Genomic DNA, 21,184 nt, shown 5'->3' on the forward strand with positions numbered 1-21,184 from the left:
AAACGGCGCCCTGAAGGCGCCGTTTTTTATGGGTGAGTCATTATTCGAGGTTGTCCAAGGGCTCCAGGGCTTGCAAGGCCTCGGGATTGTCCTTGTACTGCCCGCGCAAGGTTGCGAGCTGGCGATCATGGCCGATACAGACGTCGTTAACGGCTTTCTCCAATTCGGCCCGACGCTCCTCGTCATACGCCTCCTCGCCGGCAAAGTGCTGGCAATCTTCGTGACGCTGGATAAAGGTCGTGACCTCGGCCGGCAACTGTGGGCCGCCGTAGTGATCGCCCAGTTGCAGGCGTTTTTCCTCGACCCAGCCACTGTAGTCCTCACCGTTTTTGGCGATGTACATGACTTGGGCCCAGCCGCTGTCGCTGGAGGCGTACACGGTCAGGCCGTCGCCCGGAATCACATAGAGCTTCTGGTTCACGCAGGCGGCATTCGGCCCACTGTGAAAGTGCAACCGTCCTTGGCCTATGACCTTGGCTTCCAGGGGCGGCCGGTACTCGCCGGCTTCCAGGGAAGCGTTGTCGCTCAGGGTGGCGCAATCCACCGTGGAGGCGGCCAGGGCCTGTAGCGGTAACAGAGACAACAGCCCCCACAGGGACAGGAGGCACAGAGGTCGGTTCATTGCACAGTTTTCATCAAGGGATTCGGATGGCGCGATGGTAATGACAACGAGGCGGCCTGTGAATGTTTCCAGGCCGCCTCTTTGTGAAGCGTGAGTTACTCCGTGACCTTGCTGAACTGCCCCTGGCGCACCAGGGACAGAGCCATTACCACCACCACGGCGGCGGCCGCCGACAGGGTCAGGGGTAAGCCATAGCTGCCGCCGCTCATGGCGGCGCCACTAAGCAGTGGCCCCAGCAGGCTGCCGATGCCCCAGAGCAGACCGGCGCTGGCATTGGCGGTCACCAGATCCGCTCCGCTGAAGGATTGCCCGATCAGCACGATCGCCAGGGTGTAGATGCCGCCCGCCGCCGCGCCGAGGATGACCAGGCTCGGCCAGAGCAGACCGGGGGATTGCATCAACAGTGGCAGGCACAGACCGATCAGCAGAGCGATGATGCCGCAGCCGAGGTAGATCCCCGGGCGCCCCAGCTTGTCCGAGAGCCAGCCCAGGGGGAACTGGAACGCCGTATCTCCCAGGAGAATGATGGTCACCATCAGTGCAGCCAGTTTGATGCTGTAGCCATGAGTGGCCGCGTACACCGGAAACAGCGACAGCACGACGCTGTCGAAGAAGGCGAAGAACAATATGCCCACACACAACGCCGGGGCGATGCGGATAAAGCCCAGCACCGAGAAGGTCCGGCTTTCCTCGTGAGGACTTGGGGAGTCTTCCTGGGGCAGAGTCAGCCAGACCACGGCGATCGCCACGGCATAACCGAGGCTGACAATGGTGAGTACGAGCGGCCCCTCGGTGCCCAGCAGTGATACCAGGCCAGGGCCCAGCAGTTGGAAAAAGGTGAAGCAGGTGGTGTAGACCGCCACCAAGCGTCCGCGGGTGGCGTCTTCGGCCATTTCATTGACCCAGGTTTCCCCGAGAATGATGATCAGCCCGGCCCCAAGCCCCATGGCGACCCGGGCCAATCCCAGGCTGAAGAGGCTGGCGTCCGGCAGTTCCAGGGCTGCCACGCTCAGGGCGCAGAGGCTGAAACACAGCAGATAGATCTGGCGCCGGGTCAGGCGCTGGCACAAGGCATTGACCAGGAATGCCGAAAGCATCATGCCCGCCGCAGGCAGGGCTGACATGATGCCAATCTGGTTGTTCGACGCGCCGGCCTGGTACAGGCGCAGGGCAAGGATCGGCACTGTGGAGCCGATGCTCAGGCCGACAATGGAAATGCCCAGGATCAAGGCAGCTAACAAGGCTTTGTTCATGATCAAGACTCGCGCCTGAAGCGTCAGACGCTGAAAAATGGAGATGTTGCGGACGCCGCGTGACAGCATCCGCCGAGATACGGGCGAGAGCCGGGCCTGTGCCCTTGGCATAGGGGCCGGCTGCTGGCGAAGTGGTCATTGAATGGTGCGTTGCACTTCGAGACGTCTTCGCTGGCGAGCCAGCCTCTGCATCGGCGCCAAAGGTGGCGGGGCGGTGCCAGGCTCAATCGCGGTTAGCGACTGCCTTGGTGCGGGGAGAAGGTGAAGGCGAACAGGACGCTGCGGCGGCGACGGTTGATCGCGCAATCATGCTGGGCAACGGCCAGGGTTGCCGAAGGGCTCATCGAGGGGGAGAGGCACGGGGACTGTGCTGGCAGGAACATCGTTGTCTGACTGGCCGGAAAAATAAGCGCACAGCCTACGTCAGGCCATTGCGGCAAGGCAACCAGACCTTTGCCTGAGCCATTCGGCTCGCAAAGCACTTTATCCGCATGTCTGGCTGACATGCGGATCATGAAACTGATAGTGGTTTTTCTGCTGATTTGCCAAAAGAGCAGGGCGCTCTTGCTGTGTTTGAGGCAAATCAGTGTAGGAATATGGCTCCACGACCTGGACTCGAACCAGGGACCCAGTGATTAACAGTCACTTGCTCTACCAACTGAGCTATCGCGGAATGCGCCGTATCTTACTGATTCAGAAAGGGAAGTCAACAAGCTGTGAATGTTTTTTTCAGTGCGGCGAGGTTCGGAATGATCTGCTGACATTACTTCAAGGGTTTTATCGGCTAGCGGGCCTGTACGTGATCCGATAGGGGCTACCATGGCTCCCCGGAAGTGGTTTCACGCGCTGCCGGCCTCAAGCCGCAAAGGTACGTTTTTATGATGCGCTTCGATTTATCCCAGGTTCCCACTCATTTTTTTGCATCGCGATGCGAGGTGCTGTCATGAGCATCGAGCAGATCAACCTGCCCAAGGGAGTCGGGCCTCAGGCCGACAAGTTGTGGGATGCCATTACCCAGGCAGCGGCAGCGGCGGATCTGAACCGCGCGGCGGGCAAGGCCGAAGGTTTTGTCTTGGGGCTGGAGAGTGCCAAGGCCATCAAGAGCCAGGTCGCTGAGGCGTTGTACGTGGCCTTTGATGATGCCGCCAGTCAGCGAATGCGTGAACTGGCGGGTTGAGTCGGTTCAGCCGCCGAAGGTCAGGGTGCCCAGCATCAGCTTGGCCATCAGCGATGTGGCTGCCAGTTGCACCAGCCACAGGGCCAGACCACCGAGGAACACGCCGAGGGCGATTTGCAGTACCAGGCTCTTTTCGCGTTTCTGCGAGCGGGGCAAGTAGTGCTCCAGTTCGTCGCGGTCGGCCCGCAGGTCATCGTTTTTCATCTGGACTCTCGATCGGCAAGGGAGGCGTGGCCTCAGTCTAGAGGATGCGGGGGCTGGACTGGGTATTAGCTGAGCGCGCACAAAAAAGGGGAAGCACCCTGGCTTCCCCTTTTTGCGCGACGGCCGTGAATCAGATCACCTGGAGGATGGCCTTGGTCACCACGTCGATGTTGTTCTGGTTCAGTGCGGCCACGCAGATGCGGCCGGTGTCCAGGGCGTAGATGCCGAATTCGTTGCGCAGGCGGGTCACTTGCTCAACGGTCAGGCCGGAGTAGGAGAACATGCCGCACTGGCGGCCGACAAAACTGAAGTCGTGCTCAGGGGCGCCTTTGGCCAGCAAGTCGACCATCTGGGTGCGCATGCCGCGAATGCGCAGGCGCATTTCCGCCAGTTCCTGCTCCCACTGGGCGCGCAGTTCCGGGTTGTTCAGCACCGCGGCAACGATGGTTGCGCCATGGGTTGGCGGGTTGGAGTAGTTGGTGCGGATCACGCGCTTGACCTGGGACAGCACGCGAGCGCTTTCTTCCTTCGAGCTGCTGACGATGGACAGAGCGCCAACGCGCTCGCCGTACAGCGAGAACGACTTGGAGAACGAGCTGGACACGAAGAAGGTCAGGCCCGACTCGGCGAACAGGCGCACTGCGGCGGCGTCTTCGTCGATGCCGTCGCCAAAGCCCTGGTAGGCCATGTCGAGGAATGGCACGAGGTTTTTCGCCTTGACCACTTCCAGGACGTTTTTCCAGTCCTGCGGAGTCAGGTCGACACCGGTCGGGTTGTGGCAGCAGGCATGCAGCACCACGATCGATTGGGCCGGCAGGGCGTTGAGGTCTTCCAGCAGGCCGGCACGGTTTACGTCGTGGGTGGCGGCGTCGTAGTAGCGGTAGTTCCGCACCGGAAAACCAGCGGTTTCGAACAGTGCGCGGTGGTTTTCCCAGCTTGGATCACTGATGGCGACCACAGCGTTGGGCAGCAGTTGCTTGAGGAAGTCGGCGCCGATCTTCAGTGCACCAGTACCGCCAACGGCCTGGGTGGTGACCACGCGGCCAGCGGCCAGCAGGGGCGAGTCGTTGCCGAACAGCAGTTTCTGTACCGCTTGGTCATAGGCGGCAATGCCGTCGATCGGCAGGTAACCACGGGAAGCGTGTTGAGCGGCGCGAATTGTCTCGGCTTCGACAACGGCGCGCAGGAGTGGAATGCGTCCCTCCTCGTTGCAGTACACGCCCACCCCAAGGTTGACCTTGTTGGTTCGGGTGTCGGCGTTGAATGCTTCGTTGAGGCCCAGGATTGGATCGCGTGGTGCCATTTCGACAGCGGAGAACAGGCTCATTTTTACGGCGGCTCTGAATGGAGTGTGGAGGGACGTGTCGCGCTCCAGCCGAATGCACTAGAGCGGTGCACAAACGGGGAGCTAGTATAGAGGCCATCATCGCGGTGGGCGACAGTCGATTGACCTTTTGCAGCAAGTTTTTCGCTTTATTTTTCGACCGTTAGTCTTATTGCAACATCCTGGGTGTTAGCGGGTGTCAGGCCTTTCCCTTGAAAGCCGTAGTATTTGGCTCCACATCTAGCACATTCCCGTTTTTTCCCCGGCGACATGGGTCGTACGCGGTCTTTCTCGTTCCTGTACGGTATGGCCGCGCACGAATGATCCCAGAGGTAGGTTATGTCCGAATTCCAGCTAGTCACCCGCTTCCAGCCCGCCGGCGACCAGCCGGAAGCCATCCGCCTGCTGGTCGAAGGCATCGAGGCTGGGCTGGCGCACCAGACCCTGCTCGGTGTGACTGGTTCGGGCAAGACTTTCAGCATTGCCAACGTGATCGCCCAGGTGCAGCGCCCAACCCTGGTGCTGGCGCCGAACAAGACCCTGGCGGCCCAGTTGTATGGCGAATTCAAGGCCTTCTTCCCGAACAACGCGGTGGAGTACTTCGTTTCCTATTACGACTACTACCAGCCCGAAGCCTATGTGCCTTCCTCGGATACCTTTATCGAGAAGGATGCCTCGATCAACGACCATATCGAGCAGATGCGCCTGTCGGCGACCAAGGCGCTGCTGGAGCGCAAGGACGCGATCATCGTGACCACGGTGTCCTGCATCTATGGTCTGGGCAGCCCGGAAACCTACCTGAAAATGGTTCTGCACGTGGATCGCGGCGACAAGCTCGACCAGCGTGCCTTGCTGCGGCGCCTGGCGGACCTGCAATACACCCGCAACGATATGGACTTCGCTCGCGCCACCTTCCGTGTGCGTGGCGACGTGATCGACATTTATCCGGCGGAATCCGACCTGGAAGCGATCCGCATCGAGCTGTTCGACGACGAAGTGGAAAGCATCAGCGCTTTCGACCCGTTGACCGGCGAAGTGATCCGCAAGCTGCCGCGTTTCACCTTCTACCCCAAGAGCCACTACGTGACCCCACGGGAAACCCTGCTGGACGCTATCGAGGGGATCAAGGTGGAACTGCAGGAGCGCCTGGAATACCTGCGCTCCAACAACAAACTGGTGGAAGCCCAACGTCTGGAACAACGCACCCGTTTCGATCTGGAGATGATCCTCGAGCTGGGCTATTGCAACGGCATCGAGAACTACTCGCGCTACCTCTCCGGCCGTCCCGCCGGCGCCGCGCCACCCACCTTGTACGACTACCTGCCGGCGGATGCGCTGTTGGTGATCGACGAATCCCACGTCAGCGTGCCTCAGGTGGGCGCCATGTATAAGGGCGACCGTTCGCGCAAGGAGACTCTGGTGGAATATGGTTTTCGCCTGCCATCGGCGCTGGACAACCGGCCGATGCGTTTTGACGAGTGGGAAGGCGTCAGCCCGCAGACCATCTTCGTCTCTGCTACCCCGGGCAACTATGAGGCTGAGCACGCCGGTCGCATTGTGGAGCAGGTGGTGCGTCCCACCGGCCTGGTTGATCCCCAGGTGGAAGTACGCCCGGCCCTGACCCAGGTGGATGACCTGTTGTCGGAAATCACCAAGCGCGTGGCGGTGGAAGAGCGAGTGCTGGTCACCACCCTGACCAAGCGCATGGCCGAGGACTTGACCGACTACCTGGCCGACCACGGCGTGCGCGTGCGTTATCTGCACTCGGACATCGACACCGTGGAGCGTGTGGAAATCATTCGCGACCTGCGCCTGGGCACCTTTGATGTGCTGGTGGGGATCAACCTGCTGCGTGAAGGCCTGGACATGCCGGAAGTGTCGCTGGTGGCGATTCTCGATGCCGACAAGGAAGGCTTCCTGCGTTCCGAGCGTTCGCTGATCCAGACCATCGGTCGTGCCGCGCGTAACCTCAATGGCCGGGCGATTCTCTATGCCGACCGCATCACCGGCTCCATGGAGCGGGCGATTGGCGAGACCGAACGGCGGCGTGACAAGCAGATTGCCTTCAACCTGGCCAACGGCATCACCCCCAAAGGGGTGTTCAAGGATGTCGCCGACATCATGGAAGGCGCCACCGTGCCGGGCTCGCGCAGCAAGAAGCGCAAGGGCATGGCCAAGGCCGCCGAAGAAAGTGCCCGCTACGAAAACGAACTGCGTTCGCCCAGCGAAATCACCAAGCGCATTCGCCAGCTCGAAGAAAAAATGTACCAACTGGCCCGGGACCTGGAGTTCGAGGCGGCGGCGCAGATGCGCGACGAAATCACCAAGCTGCGCGAGCGCTTGCTGACCGTCTAACGGCGTTCGATCCCTCGGAGCCGGCTGGCCGGCGAAGAGGGGCTCAAGTCCTGTGCGGTGCTCGAGGGGGGGGGCTTCGCTGGCAAGCCAACTGCTGCAGGCATTTCGTGGGTCAGTGGGCTTCTCCTCCTTGGGTGATGCCGACAACCTGGAAGGCGTCGTTGTGGGTCATGATCAGCGGCTGCCCCAGGGCGCGGATGATTTGGATCTGGTTGCGCTGCGGTCCGGCGAGGTCCGGGTTGAGCACTCCGGAAGAGAGGCTCGCGAGCCCGAACAGGTCAAATCCCAGGGCGCACAGCCGCAATCAAAAAGTGTAAGAAAATTTATTAGCGGGTGAACCTGGCATATAGCCCGTGGGTGGTAAATGCCAGGCGCTGATACTTGACCATTTATGGGCTCTGCGGCGGCCTGTAGTCGCAACCTTGGCTTAAATGCCCTCCTTACTGGAGCCGGGCCGGGGTCGCCTGTTACCATTCGCCCCCTGTTTTATTCCTCGTTTTTCTATCTTTTCGAGATATGCCATGACCACCGTCCGCACGCGCATCGCGCCATCGCCTACCGGGGACCCCCACGTAGGTACCGCTTACATCGCTTTGTTCAACTATTGCTTTGCCAAGCAGCATGGCGGTGAGTTCATCCTGCGTATCGAAGACACCGATCAGTTGCGTTCGACCCGCGAGTCCGAGCAGCAGATTTTCGATGCCTTGCGCTGGTTGGGCATCAACTGGAGCGAAGGGCCGGATGTGGGCGGTCCCCATGGTCCTTATCGCCAGAGCGAGCGCGGCGATATCTATCAGAAATATGCTCAGCAATTGGTGGACCTGGGTCACGCGTTCCCATGCTTCTGCACGGCCGAAGAGCTGGACCAGATGCGCGCCGAGCAGATGGCTCGTGGCGAGACGCCGCGTTATGACGGCCGCGCCTTGCTGCTGTCCAAGGAAGAAGTGGCCCGGCGTCTGGCGGCCGGTGAGCCCCATGTGATTCGTATGAAGGTGCCGACCGAAGGCGTCTGTGTGGTGCCTGATCTGCTGCGTGGCGATGTCGAAATTCCGTGGGATCGCATGGACATGCAGGTGCTGATGAAGACCGATGGCCTGCCGACCTACTTCCTGGCCAACGTGGTCGATGACCACCTGATGGGCATCACCCATGTGCTGCGCGGTGAAGAGTGGCTGCCTTCGGCACCGAAGCTGATTCTGCTCTACGAGTACTTCGGTTGGGAGCAGCCTCAGCTTTGCTACATGCCGCTGCTGCGCAATCCGGACAAGAGCAAGCTGTCCAAGCGCAAGAATCCGACCTCTGTGACCTTTTATGAGCGCATGGGCTTCATGCCGGAAGCCATGCTCAATTATCTGGGGCGCATGGGCTGGTCGATGCCGGACGAACGCGAGAAGTTCTCGTTGCAGGAAATGGTCGATAACTTTGACCTGTCGCGGGTATCCCTGGGTGGGCCGATCTTCGATATCGAGAAACTGTCCTGGCTCAACGGTCAGTGGTTGCGTGACCTGCCGGTGGAAGAGTTCGCCAGTCGCGTGCAGACATGGGCGCTGAATCCTGAATACCTGATGAAGATCGCGCCCCATGTGCAAGGCCGGGTGGAGACCTTCAGCCAGATCGCACCGTTGGCCGGCTTCTTCTTCGCCGGTGGCGTGACCCCGGACGCCAAGTTGTTCGAATCCAAGAAGCTTTCTGGCGATCAGGTGCGGCAAGTGATGCAGTTGATCCTGTGGAAGCTCGAGAGCCTGCGCCAGTGGGAGAAAGACAGCATCACCGCGACCATTCAGGCAGTGGTTGAATCCCTGGAGCTGAAACTGCGTGACGCCATGCCGCTGATGTTCGCTGCGATCACTGGCCAGGCCAGCTCGGTGTCGGTGCTCGATGCCATGGAGATCCTGGGGCCTGACCTTACTCGTTTCCGTCTGCGCCAGGCCATCGACCTGCTCGGTGGCGTGTCGAAGAAAGAGAACAAGGAGTGGGAAAAACTGCTGGGCGCCATCGGCTGACGGCGCTTCGCAGCAGGGGAGCTACAAGGCGCTGCGGGCTTTTCGACTACGCTTGATTCTCAGGCGCCAGGTCGATTGGTCGCTGGCCAAGTGGGTTCCAGGCGGCTCGCGGCCCCCCGTTTATGGGAGTTGGCACGGGCCGCTAAGGCTGAAAAAGCCAGGGTTTTTGGGGCAGGGCGGTAAGTGGTTGTTATCCCGGCAAATTTTTTTTCAAAATACGGAAAAAAAATTGACAGCCTTCCGATCGCCCCTTAAGATTCGCCCCGTCCTCACCGACGAGGGGCTATAGCTCAGCTGGGAGAGCGCTTGCATGGCATGCAAGAGGTCGACGGTTCGATCCCGTCTAGCTCCACCAAATTTGCAGTTCAAGGTCTGGCCACACCGGCCTTGAATCGATCAGTACTCAGCACTGATCAGTTGTATAGAAGGGTTTGCGTCCCCTTCGTCTAGTGGCCTAGGACACCGCCCTTTCACGGCGGTAACAGGGGTTCGAGTCCCCTAGGGGACGCCAGTTTTACACAAGTGATGTTGCAAGATATCGCTGCGCCGCGAGGCGAAAATCCGGGGCTATAGCTCAGCTGGGAGAGCGCTTGCATGGCATGCAAGAGGTCGACGGTTCGATCCCGTCTAGCTCCACCAAATTTGCAGTTCAAGGTCTGGCCACACCGGCCTTGAATCGATCAGTACTCAGCACTGATCAGTTGTATAGAAGGGTTTGCGTCCCCTTCGTCTAGTGGCCTAGGACACCGCCCTTTCACGGCGGTAACAGGGGTTCGAGTCCCCTAGGGGACGCCAGTTTTACACAAGTGATGTTGCAAGATATCGCTGCGCCGCGAGGCGAAAATCCGGGGCTATAGCTCAGCTGGGAGAGCGCTTGCATGGCATGCAAGAGGTCGACGGTTCGATCCCGTCTAGCTCCACCAATTTACAGTTCAAGGCCTGGCCACACGGGTCTTGAATCGATCAGAACTCAGCACTGATCAACTGTTAGAAGGGTATGTGTCCCCTTCGTCTAGTGGCCTAGGACACCGCCCTTTCACGGCGGTAACAGGGGTTCGAGTCCCCTAGGGGACGCCACGTTTACCCGCTATGCGGGATTTTTAAGGGTCATTCAATTATTGAATGGCCCTTTTGTTTTTCTGGCGTCCGACCAACTTTTACCCTCTTCCTCAGCCTGCACTTCTGACCGGCGGTCACACTGACGACTTGCGGAAAATTATTATGAGAATAATATTTTGTCCGTAATATTCGGAGGCAACGATGAACGATAAAAAAGCTCAAACCCGCGAACGTATTCTCCAGGCTGCCAGTTCGGCGCTGATCCAGCGAGGCCCGGCCGAACCGAGTGTGGGTGAGGTGATGGGGGCTGCCGGGCTGACGGTGGGTGGCTTCTATGCGCACTTCGAGAGCAAGGATGCGCTGATGCTTGAGGCGTTCACCCAACTGCTCGCCCACCGACGTGGCTTGCTCGACGAGATGGACGCAGGCTTGAGTGGTGAGGAGCGAAGGGCGCTGACGGCAGCGTTCTATCTGTCGCGCAAGCACCGCGACTCCACTGAGCAGGCCTGTCCGATTCCGGCATCGGTGGGTGAGCTGGGGCGGCTTCCAGAGAGTTTTCGCAAGGCTTTGAACGAGCATATGGAGCTGATGGTCGCGCAGTTGGCCGCAAGCCCCGAGGACACGGACAAGGCGTTGGCGGATATGGCGTTGATGGTTGGTGGGCTGTCCCTGGCGCGAGCTCTGGGGCCGGGTGAATTGTCCGATCGTCTACTGCGTGCCGCCAAGTCGGCGGTTCTATGACCTGAAGTTCGGTTGCGAGGTGTTGGGCGATGAGCGGATTGAGCTGGATTCGTGGTGTCAATGGCACTCTGGGCTGGGTGGCTCCTCAGTGGGCGGCGAATCGGATGCGCCAGTTGTTCATGACTCCCCGTGAGCTGCCGCCCCGAGAGTGGGAGCTGCCCCTGCTGGAGCATGCTGAGCGTCTGACCTTGCGCTTTGGCCTCTCTGCCTTGCGTTGGGGGCAGGGGCCGACAGTGTTGCTGATGCATGGCTGGGAAGGGCGACCCACTCAATTTGCCAGCCTGATCGAGGCGCTGGTGGCGGCTGGCTATACCGCAGTGGCGCTGGACGGTCCCGCCCACGGCCGCTCTCCAGGGGAGGAGGCCAATGTGGTGCTCTTTGCCCGGGCGATGTTGGAGGCAGCAGCGGAATTGCCCCCCTTGCGCGCAGTGATTGGTCACTCCATGGGCGGTGCCAGCGCCATGCTCGCTGTGCAGTTGGGACTGCGCACCGAAACCCTGGTCAGTATCGCCGCGCCGGCTCGGATTCTTGGCGTGTTGCGAGGTTTTGCCCGCTACATGCGCTTGCCGCCCAGGGCGCGCTCGGCCTTTATCCGTCAAGTGGAGAAGGATGTAGGGATGCGTGCCGCGACTCTGGACGTGGCTCAGTATCAGTTGGAGATGCCTGGCCTGATCATTCATGCCGAAGATGATCGATTTGTACCGGTCAAGGAGTCGGAGTTGATCCACCAGGCCTGGTTCGACAGTCGCTTGCTGCGCTTGAGTGAAGGTGGTCATCAGCGAGTGTTGGCCGATCCCCGAGTGATCGACGCTGTGATCACTCTGGTCACCGGACGCCATCTGCAGGCGCGCCAATCTGCCTGAGCATCCGCTACACTGGCCCGGTCAAAAAATCTGACCGGGAGTTGGGCATGAGTTGGGATCTGGCAACGCCATTCGTTATCGATCTGCAGGTGGTGGCCGAGGATATCGATGGCTTGGGGCACGCCAACAATGCGGTCTACGTGACCTGGCTGGAGCGTTGCGCCTGGCGTCACTCGCAACGTCTGGGGCTGGATCTGGCCGAGTATCGTCGCCTGGATCGGGCGATGGCCGTGGTGCGGCACGAGATCGACTATCTGAGCGCGGCTTATGAAGGCGATGAGCTGCAACTGGCCACCTGGATCGTCGATTGGGATCAGCGCCTGAAGATGACTCGACGTTTCCAGCTGGTCCGTCCGAGCGATGGCAGTACCTTGTTGCGGGCCCAGACCACTTTTGTCTGCATCGAGCTGTCCAGCGGCAAGCCCAAGCGTATGCCCGCCGAATTCCTTGAGGGCTACGGCCCAGCCCTGCTGGGCTCGTGATCACCTTGGCTCCTGTGTGGATACCGTCTTGCCCGCGAAGGCGTGTTCAAGGGCGCTGTCAGGCCCGAGAGCCCATTTGTCGCTAAGCGCAACGCCGCTCGGCCGTTCCTACAAAATTCCTGTTATCGGGTGAAACCCAGTAAACTGGCGGACGTTTTTTCGCCTGATTTTTCGTTGAGTGTGTTTCATGCAAATTGCCCTGGCGCCCATGGAGGGGTTGGTCGACAACATCCTGCGGGATGTGTTGACTCGTGTTGGCGGGATCGACTGGTGTGTCACCGAGTTCATTCGCGTCAATGACCGTCTACTGACGCCTGCCTATTTCCACAAGCTCGCTCCCGAGTTGCTGCAAGGCGCGCATACCGCTGCCGGCGTGCCATTGCGCGTGCAGTTGCTGGGGTCCGATCCGGTGTGCCTGGCTGAAAATGCCGCGCTGGCCTGCGAGCTTGGCAGCGAGGTGATCGACCTGAATTTTGGCTGTCCAGCCAAGACCGTCAACAAATCCCGGGGTGGGGCGGTGCTGCTTAAGGAGCCCGAACTGCTGAATCAGATTGTCGAGCATGTGCGGCGAGCGGTGCCTGCGCATATCCCGGTCACGGCAAAAATGCGCCTGGGCTTCGATAGTCCGGACGGTTCGCTGGTGTGCGCTACGGCGCTGGCCGAGGGCGGCGCGGAACATATCGTGGTTCACGCACGGACCAAGGTCGATGGCTACAAGCCGCCCGCTCATTGGGAGTGGATTCCTCGGGTGCAGGATGTGGTCAAGGTGCCGGTGTTCGCCAATGGCGATATCTGGAGCGTCGAGGATTGGCGGCGCTGTCGGGAGATCAGTGGCGTGGAGGACATCATGCTCGGTCGTGGGCTGGTCTCGCGTCCGGACCTGGCCCGGCAGATCGCCGCCGCTCGCGCTGGGGAGGAGGTGGTGGAAATGTCCTGGGCCGATCTGCAGCCCATGCTTCAGGACTTCTGGGCCCAGGTGGTGGTGCAACTGACCCCCCGTTCAGCCCCGGGGCGTTTGAAGCAATGGCTGGCCATGCTGACCCGCAACTATCCGGAGGCGGTTGAGCTGTTTACCGCTTTGCGTCGGGAAACCGATCTGGATCAGGTGGGGCGGCTGCTGGGCATGCCCCGCAGCGAAGCGGCGTAAAAAATTCAAAAAAAGCCTCTTGAAATGTCAGGAGCGGTCCCTATCTCTTGGGTACGCGACGCCGAATTCGGGTCGCGGAGATAACCACTCGCTGAAAAATCAGGAGATAGACCCATGAGTACTGCATTTTCCCTGGCTCCACTGTTCCGTTCCTCTGTTGGCTTCGACCGTTTCAACGACCTGTTTGAATCGGCATTGCGCAACGAACCGAGCAGCAGCTATCCACCCTACAACGTTGAAAAACACGCCGACGACCAATACCGCATCGTCATCGCCGCTGCCGGCTTCCAGGATGAAGATCTGGAACTGCAAGTGGAGAAAGGTGTGTTGACCGTGAGCGGTGGCAAGCGCGACGCTAATGAAAGTGTCACCTACCTGCACCAGGGCATTGCCCAGCGTGCATTCAAGCTGTCCTTCCGCCTGGCCGACCATATCGAGGTCAAGGCCGCGGCCCTGAGCAACGGTCTGCTGAACATTGACCTGCTGCGGGTTGTACCGGAAGAGGCGAAGCCAAAGCGCATCCCGATCAACGGTGCGCAGCAGCCGGCTCTGCAACACTAAGACCGCTGTAAAAAAAGGGCGCCCTGGTGGCGCCCTTTTTCGTGCCTGTCATTTCAGCAGCTTCTTGAATTCGCTCAGGGGCAGCGGCTGGCTGTGCAGGTAGCCCTGGTACAGATGGCATTCCAGCCCCTGGAGGAATTCCAGTTGCTGTGGGGTTTCCACGCCTTCGGCGATGACCTTCAGGTTCAGGCTGCGGGCCATGGCGACGATGGCCCGGATGATTTCCGCATCGTTGGGGTCGTGGGTGGCATCGCGGACAAATGACTGGTCTATCTTCAGGGTGTCCACCGGCAGGCGTTTTAGGTACGTCAGGGAGGAGTAGCCGGTGCCGAAGTCGTCCATGGCAAAACTGACCCCGAGTTTTTTCAGTCGACGCATCTTGTTGATGGTGTCATCCAGGTTCTGGATCACGATGCCTTCGGTGATCTCCAGCTTCAGCAATGATGAGGGCAGGGCATAGGCAGTCAGGCTGTGTTCGATTCGTTCGACGAAGTCGTTCTGGCGAAATTGCCGAGGGCTGATGTTGACGCATAGGCTGAAGTGGTGCGGGTCCACCAGGCCTTGCTCGATCAGTTGGCTGAAGGCCAGGCAGGCTTCATCGAGAATCCAGGTGCCCACTTCAAGGATCAGTCCGCTGTCCTCCAGCACCTTGATGAACTCCGTCGGTGATTGCGCCCCCAGCTCCGGGTGCTGCCAACGCACCAGGGCCTCGGCGCCGACGATGCGGTTGTCGCGGGCATCCACCTGTGGCTGGTAGTGCACGCTGAATTCGCCGCGGGACAGGGCCAGACGCAGGTCGGTTTCCATGCGCAGGCGTTCGCTGGCGGCCTTCTGCATGGTGTTGTGGTACATCTGCGTGGTGTTGCGCCCGGAGTCCTTGGCGCGGTAAAGGGCAATGTCGGCGCGCTTGAGCAGGTCGGTGGGGGTCGAGCCGTGATCGGGAATCAGCGCCACGCCGATGCTGGGGGTGACCTGCAGGCGCTGGCCGTCGAGGAACATCGGTTCCGAGAGCAGCTCGCGCAGGGTCCCGGCCAGTTGCCGCACTTGTTCACTGACCTCATTGCGCGAGCCTTCCAGGCCGCTGAGCAGCACCACGAATTCATCGCCGCCCAGGCGCGCGACGGTGTCCTCCATGCGCACGCTGGCTTCCAGTCTGGCGGTGATGATCTTCAGTACGGTATCGCCCACCGGGTGCCCCAGGGAGTCATTGATGTGCTTGAAGTGGTCCAGGTCGAGGAACAGCAGGGCGCCCCGTAGGTTGTGGCGCTTGAGCAGAGCGATCTGCTGGCTCAGGCGGTCCATCAGCAGGGCGCGGTTGGGCAGGTTGGTCAAGGGATCGTGGTAGGCCAGGTGGCGGATCTGCGCCTGGGCATTCTTCAGCAGGCTGACATCCCGGGCCGTCAGTAGCAGGCACGGTGTTTCATTGAGGATGATCGGCTCCACCGAGACCTCTAGGGTGAGGATTTCCCCGCGCTTGTTACGCCCGAGCATTTCCAGGTGATGCACCCGGCCCTTGAGCCTGAGCTCCGCCAGCAGTGTGGCGAGCTGGGCTTCTTCGGCCCAGATGCCGACCTGGTACATGGTGCGGCCGAGCACTTCATCGGTGCGGTAGCCGGTCAGGCGGCAGAAGCCGTCGTTGACCTCCAGGTAGCGGCCGGTGTCGCGCTCGGTGATGGTGATGGCGTCAGGACTGGAGTGGAAGGCCTTGGCGAATTTCTCTTCGCTGGCCTTGAGTGCGGCCTCGGAACGCTGTTGCTGGGTGATATCCCGCAGCGTGGTGACGATGCACGGCTGCTTGTCGACGGTGATCAGGCGGCTGGAAATGATGCAGGTCAGTGCCTGGCCGTTCTTGTGGTTGACCACTACTGCCACGTTGTTCAGCGCCTGTTCGCGAATCACCTGTTCGATCCGCCGCAGACGCGGGGCGGGATCTGCCCAGAAGCCGATCTGTTCGGCGCTGCGGTTGATCACATCTTCCGGGGTCCAGCCGAAGGTCTGGGTGAAGCTTGAATTGATCTCGATGAACTGACCGGTTTCCAGCAGGGTCAGGCAGATGGGGTCCGGGCTGACCTGGAACAGGCTGGCGAACTTCTCTTCCGAAGTGATCAGGCGCTGTTCGCGTTCCACCTGTTCGGTGATGTCCAGCAGCGTTCCGGCCATGCGCAGTGGATTGCCCTGCTCGTCGCGATAGAGGCGAGCGCGGCTTTCCAGGTAGCGCGAGCTGCCGTCCGCCAGTTGCACCCGGTAAGTCAGCTGGTAGTTGCCCGCCGGGCCTTCCCGCAGGCTGCGATAGGCATCGCGCATGCTGTCGCGTTCTTCAGTGGGGACGCCCTCGAAAAAGGCTTCGAAGGATTCATGGAAGGGCGCTGGCTCCAGGCCGTGCAATTGTGCGGCCCGGGCCGAGCCATAGAGCATGCCGCTGGGAATGTGCCAATCCCAGGTGCCCAGTTGCGCCGAATCCAGGGCCAGGTCGAGGCGTTCCTGGCTGTCTTTGAGGGCTTGTTCGGCTCTTTTGCGTTCGCTGGTATCGAGAAAGGTGCTGAGCAGGTAGGGCTTGCCTTCCAGTTCGATTTTCTGCGCGCTGAGAATGCCGTCGTGGATCTGGCCGTTGCTGGCGCGGAACTGGACTTCGAGGCTGGCGGCCTGGCCCTTTTTCTGCACGGCCTTGATCAGTTGGGCGCGCTGTTCGGGATTAACCCACAGGCCGATCTCCAGGGTAGTGCGGCCTATCACATGTTCGGCGGGCCAGCCGAACTGGCTTTCGAAGTATTGGTTGGCCTCGCTGATCAGGCCATCTTCCAGGCGGGTCAGCAGCACCATGTTGGGGCACAGGTGAAACAGGGTGGCGAAACGTTTTTCCGAGCTGCTGAGGGCTTCCTCCCGCTGGCGTTGGTGGGTGATCTCGCGGATCACCCCGATCATTCGGGGCTTGCCATGCTTGTCTGGTAGCACGCTGCCGTTGATCTCCAGCCAGTGCAGGCTGCCATCGGGCCAGCGAATGCGATGGTGCATCGCGTGTTCCAGGGGCGCTCCCGCCAGCACCGAATGAAAAGCCCGCACGGTTCTGGCCCGGTCTTCAATGGGGAGCAGATCGAGGTATTCGAGGTTTTCCGGCAGGGGTTGGCGTGGATCGAAGCCAAACAGTGCCTGGGTGCCCCGGGACCAGCTGATCTGCCCGCTTTCAATATCCCAATACCAGGCTCCCAGCCGCGCGCCATTGAGAGCGGCGAGCAACTGCGGTGCGCTTTCCCAGCTTTGTTCCGACTCCCTGGGGTCGACAGCATGGATACGCGGCATGGGTGGAATACGGTCAGCGGGTTTTGGCATGGGTGTCAGGCCTTGAGCTGAGTCATTCGTTTGGCGCGGGATACTCATGACAGTTCGGCTTGGCACGGGCAATACCCGGAAGAGCTATGCCGGGTTCCCTGGCCAATCGACTTGTGCATCCAGTAAGGCCATGAAGGCCCGCGCAGCATTCGACAGCGTCCGTTCGGTATGCAGGATATAGCCTAGCTGGCGTCGCAGTTGTATGCCCGGTAAAGGAATGCGCGCCACTTGATCGTCGAGCATGGTGCGGGGCAGGACGCTCCAGGCCAGACCGATGGAAACCATCATCTTTATAGTTTCCAGATAGTTAGTGCTCATGGCGATGTTCGGCGTCAGGCCTTGGGCCTCGAACAAGCGTTGGACAATATGGTGGGTAAAGGTGTTGCCGCCGGGAAAAACTGCCGGATGCAGGGCAATATCCGCCAGGCTGACCTGGCCGTTGCTGACCAGCGGATGTTCCGGGGCGGCGACAAAGTCCAGCGGGTCGTCCCAGACCGCGGTGGCCTTGATCAGGCTGTGGGGCTCGGGTGCCAAGGTGATCACCGCCAGTTCGGCGCGGCCGTGGAGGATTTCCTCGTAGGCCACCTCGGAATCGAGGAATTGGATGTCCAGCGCCACTTGCGGGTAGCGCCGGGTAAAGGCCCGCAGCAGCGGCGGCAGGCGGTGCAGGCCGATGTGATGGCTGGTGGCCAGGGTCAGGCGGCCGCTGACTTCCCCGGTGAGGTTGGTCAGGGCGCGACGGGTGTCGTCCAGCACGTTGATGATCTGATACGCCCGGGGCAGCAGAGCGCGTCCGGCCTCGGTCAGGCCGACCTCGCGGCCCAGGCGGTCGAACAGGCGCACATTGAGCTGCTGCTCCAGGCCGGCGATACGTTTGCTGATAGCGGGCTGGGTCAGGTGCAGGCGTTCACCGGCGCCGGAAAAGCTGCCGGTCTCGGCGATGGCTATAAAAGCATTGAGGTTGGCCAGGTCCATGGTTGTATTCCAGTTGGTTATCCAAAGCATGAAAAATATGAATTTGAGTTATTTAATCTAACGCCATAGCATCAGCCTCACAAGCCAAGGGGTTATTGATCGGCCGACGGTCAGGGCCCGGGGCATAGAAACAAGCTGATGAGGAATGGTCCGATGGCCGGCAAGACGCTCTACGACAAGCTCTGGGATTCGCATTTGGTCAAGCAGCGCGACGATGGTTCGGCGCTGATCTATATCGATCGTCACATCATCCATGAAGTGACCTCGCCGCAAGCGTTCGAAGGCCTGCGTCTGGCCGGACGCAAGCCTTGGCGCATCGATGCCAACATCGCCACCCCAGACCACAACGTACCGACTACGCCTGAGCGCAAGGGCGGGATCGAAGCGATTGCCGATCAGGTCTCCCGGCTGCAGGTGCAGACCCTCGATGACAACTGTGACGAATACGGCATCGTCGAATTCAAGATGAACGATGTGCGTCAGGGCATCGTCCACGTGATCGGTCCGGAACAGGGCGCCACCTTGCCGGGCATGACCGTGGTCTGCGGTGACTCCCATACCTCCACCCATGGCGCCTTTGGTGCCCTGGCCCATGGCATCGGCACTTCCGAGGTGGAGCATGTGCTCGCCACCCAGTGTCTGGTGGCCAAGAAGATGAAGAACATGCTGGTGCGCGTGGAAGGCACCTTGCCCTTTGGCGTGACCGCCAAGGACATCGTCCTCGCAGTGATCGGCAAGATCGGCACCGCCGGTGGCAACGGCCACGCCATCGAGTTCGCCGGCAGCGCGATTCGCGACCTTTCCGTTGAAGGCCGCATGACCATTTGCAACATGTCCATCGAAGCCGGTGCCCGTGTCGGACTGGTGGCGGCGGACGAAAAGACCGTGGCTTATGTCAAGGGTCGTCCATTTGCACCCAAGGGCGCCGAATGGGACTTGGCGGTCGAGGCCTGGAAAGACCTGGTGTCCGATGCCGATGCCCAGTTCGACACCGTGGTCGAGCTCGACGCCGCGCAAATCAAGCCGCAAGTCAGCTGGGGCACTTCGCCGGAAATGGTTTTGGCCGTGGATCAACGCGTGCCGGACCCGGCCAAGGAAATGGACCTGGTCAAGCGTGACTCCATCGTCCGAGCCTTGAAGTACATGGGTTTGAGCGCCAACCAGGCAATCACCGACATTCAATTGGATCGCGTGTTCATCGGTTCCTGCACCAACTCGCGGATCGAAGACTTGCGTGCCGCGGCGGTGATCGCCAAGGGCCGTAAAGTGGCCTCCACCATCAAGCAGGCGATCGTGGTTCCGGGTTCGGGGCTGGTGAAGGCCCAGGCCGAGTCGGAAGGCCTGGACAAGATCTTCCTCGAAGCCGGCTTCGAATGGCGTGAGCCGGGCTGCTCGATGTGCCTGGCGATGAACCCGGATCGCCTGGAGTCCGGTGAGCATTGCGCGTCGACGTCGAACCGCAACTTCGAAGGGCGCCAGGGTGCCGGTGGGCGTACCCATCTGGTCAGTCCGGCCATGGCCGCCGCCGCCGCTGTCAGCGGTCGTTTCGTCGACGTCCGTGAATTGATCTAAGGAGCGCAGCATGAAAGCTTTCACCCAGCACAATGGTTTGGTCGCGCCTTTGGATCGTGCCAACGTCGACACCGACCAGATCATCCCCAAGCAGTTCCTGAAGTCGATCAAGCGCACCGGCTTCGGTCCGAACCTGTTCGATGAGTGGCGCTACCTCGACGTGGGCCAGCCCTACCAGGACAACTCCAAGCGTCCGTTGAACAAGGATTTCGTCCTTAACGCCGAGCGTTACCAAGGGGCCAGCGTGTTGTTGGCGCGGGAGAACTTCGGCTGCGGCTCGAGCCGTGAGCACGCGCCCTGGGCCCTGGAAGAGTACGGTTTTCGCAGCATCATCGCGCCAAGCTATGCCGACATCTTCTTCAACAACAGCTTCAAGAACGGTTTGTTGCCGATCATCTTGAGCGATGCTGAAGTCGACGAGCTGTTCCAGCAGGTCGAAGCCACGCCGGGTTACCAGTTGCACATCGACCTTGAGGCGCAGACCGTGACTCGTCCCGACGGCAAGGTGTTGAAGTTCGAGATTGATGCCTTCCGCAAGCATTGCCTGCTCAACGGTCTGGACGACATCGGCCTGACCTTGCAGGACGCTGACGCCATTGCCGCCTTTGAGGCCAAGCATCGGGCCAGCCAGCCCTGGTTGTTCCGCGACGCCTGATCGCCGGCAGCCGGCTCCTGCGGATTTGTGATGCAGGAGCTGGCTGGCCAGTGAACGCCGTTCCCCTGATCAAAAGGACCACAGCATGACCAGCAACGCCCATAGCCAGGTGGTACAGAAGCAATTCGGTGAACAGGCCTCGGCCTACCTGAGCAGTGCCGTACACGCTCAAGGCGCCGAATTCGCGTTGCTACAAGCCGAAGTGGCGGGCCAGGAGGCTGCCCGGGTCCTGGACCTGGGCTGTGGCGCCGGTCATGTCAGCTTCCACGTTGCGCCGCTGGTCAAGGAAGTGGTGGCTTACGACCTCTCCCAGCAGATGCTGGATGTAGTGTCGGGAGCCGCGCAGGAGCGTAATCTGCATAACGTCCGCACCGTTAAGGGCGCAGCCGAGCGCTTGCCGTTCGCCGACGGCGAGTTCGACTTCGTCTTCAGTCGCTACTCGGCTCACCATTGGAGCGACTTGGGCCTGGCCTTGAGAGAAGTACGTCGGGTGCTGAAGCCGGGTGGCGTGGCGGCGTTCATTGATGTCTTGTCGCCGGGCAGTCCACTGCTGGACACTTACCTGCAAAGCGTCGAAGTGCTGCGTGACACCAGTCATGTTCGTGACTATTCGGCTGGGGAGTGGCTGCGCCAGGTCAGCGAGGCGGGGTTGCATACCCGTAGTACCGCTCGTCAGCGCCTGCGCCTGGAGTACAACTCCTGGGTCGAGCGCATGCGTACGCCTCAGGTGCTGCGGGCGGCAATTCGCGAGCTGCAGCAGGCAATGGGCAATGAAGTGCGCGAATATTTTGAGATTGAGGCCGATGGTTCGTTCAGTACAGATGTACTGGTGCTGTGGGCCGAGCGATAGAACTTTTCCGGGCG

The 21,184-nt window shown here is 60.7% G+C and carries 17 protein-coding genes, 7 tRNA genes and 1 pseudogene; 17 read left to right on the forward strand and 8 right to left on the reverse strand.

Annotation, left to right across the window (positions count from 1 at the left end; genetic code table 11):
• Nucleotides 1–40: 40 nt before the first annotated feature.
• From PFZ56_RS15885 to PFZ56_RS15895, 3 genes are all read right to left on the reverse strand, one after another.
• The gene (locus tag PFZ56_RS15885) at nt 41–622 is read right to left on the reverse strand and encodes an SH3 domain-containing protein (RefSeq protein WP_170002239.1); all 582 of its coding nucleotides are present in this window, start codon (nt 620–622) and stop codon (nt 41–43) included.
• 95 nt (nt 623–717) lie between these two features.
• The gene (locus PFZ56_RS15890; RefSeq protein ID WP_170002241.1) at nt 718–1,875 is read right to left on the reverse strand and encodes an MFS transporter; all 1,158 of its coding nucleotides are present in this window, start codon (nt 1,873–1,875) and stop codon (nt 718–720) included.
• A 597-nt stretch (nt 1,876–2,472) separates the two neighbouring features.
• A tRNA-Asn gene (locus tag PFZ56_RS15895) sits at nt 2,473–2,548 on the reverse strand.
• A 270-nt stretch (nt 2,549–2,818) separates the two neighbouring features.
• Between PFZ56_RS15895 and PFZ56_RS15900 the strand changes: the two genes are divergently transcribed.
• On the forward strand, nt 2,819–3,052 hold the full coding sequence (locus PFZ56_RS15900) for a hypothetical protein (RefSeq protein WP_102863689.1): 234 nt from the start codon (nt 2,819–2,821) through the stop codon (nt 3,050–3,052).
• A 6-nt stretch (nt 3,053–3,058) separates the two neighbouring features.
• Here PFZ56_RS15900 and PFZ56_RS15905 read toward each other — a convergent pair whose 3' ends face one another.
• Together PFZ56_RS15905 and PFZ56_RS15910 are read right to left on the reverse strand one after the other, a co-directional pair.
• Nucleotides 3,059–3,256 carry a hypothetical protein gene (locus PFZ56_RS15905; protein ID WP_011060362.1) on the reverse strand — a complete coding sequence of 66 codons (198 nt, stop codon included), beginning with the start codon at nt 3,254–3,256 and terminating at the stop codon, nt 3,059–3,061.
• Nucleotides 3,257–3,386: 130 nt separating this feature from the next.
• A complete protein-coding gene (locus PFZ56_RS15910) occupies nt 3,387–4,583 on the reverse strand; it encodes an amino acid aminotransferase (RefSeq protein ID WP_102863685.1) in 1,197 nt (398 codons plus the stop codon).
• Nucleotides 4,584–4,919: 336 nt separating this feature from the next.
• Here PFZ56_RS15910 and uvrB point away from each other — a divergent pair, with 336 nt between their 5' ends.
• Nucleotides 4,920–6,935 (forward strand): excinuclease ABC subunit UvrB, encoded by a 2,016-nt coding sequence (gene uvrB / locus PFZ56_RS15915; protein WP_102863684.1) that lies wholly within the window; start codon nt 4,920–4,922, stop codon nt 6,933–6,935.
• A 169-nt stretch (nt 6,936–7,104) separates the two neighbouring features.
• Here uvrB and PFZ56_RS15920 read toward each other — a convergent pair.
• Nucleotides 7,105–7,233, reverse strand: a pseudogene (locus tag PFZ56_RS15920) (hypothetical protein); the annotation flags it as partial.
• A 223-nt stretch (nt 7,234–7,456) separates the two neighbouring features.
• Between PFZ56_RS15920 and gltX the strand changes: the two are divergent.
• The 12 genes from gltX (at nt 7,457) to PFZ56_RS15980 (ending at nt 13,791) form a co-directional block, all read left to right on the forward strand.
• Nucleotides 7,457–8,938 carry a glutamate--tRNA ligase gene (gene gltX, locus PFZ56_RS15925; protein WP_102882514.1) on the forward strand — a complete coding sequence of 494 codons (1,482 nt, stop codon included), beginning with the start codon at nt 7,457–7,459 and terminating at the stop codon, nt 8,936–8,938.
• 279 nt (nt 8,939–9,217) lie between these two features.
• A tRNA-Ala gene (locus tag PFZ56_RS15930) sits at nt 9,218–9,293 on the forward strand.
• 80 nt (nt 9,294–9,373) lie between these two features.
• Nucleotides 9,374–9,449: transfer RNA gene (locus PFZ56_RS15935), tRNA-Glu, on the forward strand.
• 52 nt (nt 9,450–9,501) lie between these two features.
• Nucleotides 9,502–9,577: transfer RNA gene (locus PFZ56_RS15940), tRNA-Ala, on the forward strand.
• An 80-nt stretch (nt 9,578–9,657) separates the two neighbouring features.
• Nucleotides 9,658–9,733: transfer RNA gene (locus tag PFZ56_RS15945), tRNA-Glu, on the forward strand.
• Between the two features lie 52 nt (nt 9,734–9,785).
• Nucleotides 9,786–9,861: transfer RNA gene (locus PFZ56_RS15950), tRNA-Ala, on the forward strand.
• Between the two features lie 78 nt (nt 9,862–9,939).
• Nucleotides 9,940–10,015: transfer RNA gene (locus tag PFZ56_RS15955), tRNA-Glu, on the forward strand.
• Between the two features lie 183 nt (nt 10,016–10,198).
• Complete coding sequence (locus PFZ56_RS15960) at nt 10,199–10,738, forward strand: TetR/AcrR family transcriptional regulator (RefSeq protein ID WP_102882513.1); 540 nt, start codon at nt 10,199–10,201, stop codon at nt 10,736–10,738.
• Nucleotides 10,739–10,767: 29 nt separating this feature from the next.
• Nucleotides 10,768–11,601, forward strand: coding sequence for an alpha/beta fold hydrolase (locus PFZ56_RS15965; protein WP_123392594.1), 834 nt, complete (start codon nt 10,768–10,770; stop codon nt 11,599–11,601).
• A gap of 47 nt (nt 11,602–11,648) precedes the next feature.
• On the forward strand, nt 11,649–12,083 hold the full coding sequence (locus tag PFZ56_RS15970) for a thioesterase family protein (RefSeq protein ID WP_102882512.1): 435 nt from the start codon (nt 11,649–11,651) through the stop codon (nt 12,081–12,083).
• Nucleotides 12,084–12,270: 187 nt separating this feature from the next.
• A complete protein-coding gene (locus PFZ56_RS15975) occupies nt 12,271–13,230 on the forward strand; it encodes a tRNA-dihydrouridine synthase (protein WP_102863678.1) in 960 nt (319 codons plus the stop codon).
• 114 nt (nt 13,231–13,344) lie between these two features.
• Nucleotides 13,345–13,791: an Hsp20 family protein gene (locus PFZ56_RS15980; RefSeq protein ID WP_102882511.1), complete on the forward strand. Its 447-nt coding sequence runs from the start codon at nt 13,345–13,347 to the stop codon at nt 13,789–13,791.
• A 48-nt stretch (nt 13,792–13,839) separates the two neighbouring features.
• On the opposite strand, the gene PFZ56_RS15985 is transcribed toward PFZ56_RS15980, so the two are convergent.
• Complete coding sequence (locus tag PFZ56_RS15985) at nt 13,840–17,118, reverse strand: EAL domain-containing protein (RefSeq protein ID WP_102882510.1); 3,279 nt, start codon at nt 17,116–17,118, stop codon at nt 13,840–13,842.
• An 84-nt stretch (nt 17,119–17,202) separates the two neighbouring features.
• Nucleotides 17,203–18,093 carry a LysR family transcriptional regulator gene (locus PFZ56_RS15990; protein ID WP_102863672.1) on the reverse strand — a complete coding sequence of 297 codons (891 nt, stop codon included), beginning with the start codon at nt 18,091–18,093 and terminating at the stop codon, nt 17,203–17,205.
• A gap of 153 nt (nt 18,094–18,246) precedes the next feature.
• Between PFZ56_RS15990 and leuC the strand changes: the two genes are divergently transcribed.
• From leuC to PFZ56_RS16005, 3 genes are all read left to right on the forward strand, one after another.
• On the forward strand, nt 18,247–19,665 hold the full coding sequence (gene leuC, locus PFZ56_RS15995) for a 3-isopropylmalate dehydratase large subunit (RefSeq protein ID WP_102863671.1): 1,419 nt from the start codon (nt 18,247–18,249) through the stop codon (nt 19,663–19,665).
• 10 nt (nt 19,666–19,675) lie between these two features.
• On the forward strand, nt 19,676–20,320 hold the full coding sequence (leuD, locus tag PFZ56_RS16000; RefSeq protein WP_102882508.1) for a 3-isopropylmalate dehydratase small subunit: 645 nt from the start codon (nt 19,676–19,678) through the stop codon (nt 20,318–20,320).
• 85 nt (nt 20,321–20,405) lie between these two features.
• Nucleotides 20,406–21,170 carry a class I SAM-dependent methyltransferase gene (locus PFZ56_RS16005; RefSeq protein WP_170002245.1) on the forward strand — a complete coding sequence of 255 codons (765 nt, stop codon included), beginning with the start codon at nt 20,406–20,408 and terminating at the stop codon, nt 21,168–21,170.
• Nucleotides 21,171–21,184: the final 14 nt, after the last annotated feature.

The sequence above is a fragment of the Pseudomonas danubii genome, from assembly GCF_042980055.1.
Lineage (GTDB): Bacteria > Pseudomonadota > Gammaproteobacteria > Pseudomonadales > Pseudomonadaceae > Aquipseudomonas > Aquipseudomonas danubii.

Coding starts and splice junctions, on each gene's coding strand:
- gltX (WP_102882514.1), top strand. CDS start 7,457: ATGACCACCGTCCGCACGCGCATCGCGCCATCGCCTACCGGGGACCCC.
- PFZ56_RS15905 (WP_011060362.1), bottom strand. CDS start 3,256: ATGAAAAACGATGACCTGCGGGCCGACCGCGACGAACTGGAGCACTAC.
- PFZ56_RS15960 (WP_102882513.1), top strand. CDS start 10,199: ATGAACGATAAAAAAGCTCAAACCCGCGAACGTATTCTCCAGGCTGCC.
- leuC (WP_102863671.1), top strand. CDS start 18,247: ATGGCCGGCAAGACGCTCTACGACAAGCTCTGGGATTCGCATTTGGTC.
- leuD (WP_102882508.1), top strand. CDS start 19,676: ATGAAAGCTTTCACCCAGCACAATGGTTTGGTCGCGCCTTTGGATCGT.
- PFZ56_RS16005 (WP_170002245.1), top strand. CDS start 20,406: ATGACCAGCAACGCCCATAGCCAGGTGGTACAGAAGCAATTCGGTGAA.
- PFZ56_RS15970 (WP_102882512.1), top strand. CDS start 11,649: ATGAGTTGGGATCTGGCAACGCCATTCGTTATCGATCTGCAGGTGGTG.
- PFZ56_RS15980 (WP_102882511.1), top strand. CDS start 13,345: ATGAGTACTGCATTTTCCCTGGCTCCACTGTTCCGTTCCTCTGTTGGC.
- PFZ56_RS15910 (WP_102863685.1), bottom strand. CDS start 4,583: ATGAGCCTGTTCTCCGCTGTCGAAATGGCACCACGCGATCCAATCCTG.
- PFZ56_RS15900 (WP_102863689.1), top strand. CDS start 2,819: ATGAGCATCGAGCAGATCAACCTGCCCAAGGGAGTCGGGCCTCAGGCC.
- uvrB (WP_102863684.1), top strand. CDS start 4,920: ATGTCCGAATTCCAGCTAGTCACCCGCTTCCAGCCCGCCGGCGACCAG.
- PFZ56_RS15975 (WP_102863678.1), top strand. CDS start 12,271: ATGCAAATTGCCCTGGCGCCCATGGAGGGGTTGGTCGACAACATCCTG.
- PFZ56_RS15985 (WP_102882510.1), bottom strand. CDS start 17,118: ATGCCAAAACCCGCTGACCGTATTCCACCCATGCCGCGTATCCATGCT.
- PFZ56_RS15890 (WP_170002241.1), bottom strand. CDS start 1,875: ATGAACAAAGCCTTGTTAGCTGCCTTGATCCTGGGCATTTCCATTGTC.
- PFZ56_RS15885 (WP_170002239.1), bottom strand. CDS start 622: ATGAACCGACCTCTGTGCCTCCTGTCCCTGTGGGGGCTGTTGTCTCTG.
- PFZ56_RS15965 (WP_123392594.1), top strand. CDS start 10,768: ATGAGCGGATTGAGCTGGATTCGTGGTGTCAATGGCACTCTGGGCTGG.
- PFZ56_RS15990 (WP_102863672.1), bottom strand. CDS start 18,093: ATGGACCTGGCCAACCTCAATGCTTTTATAGCCATCGCCGAGACCGGC.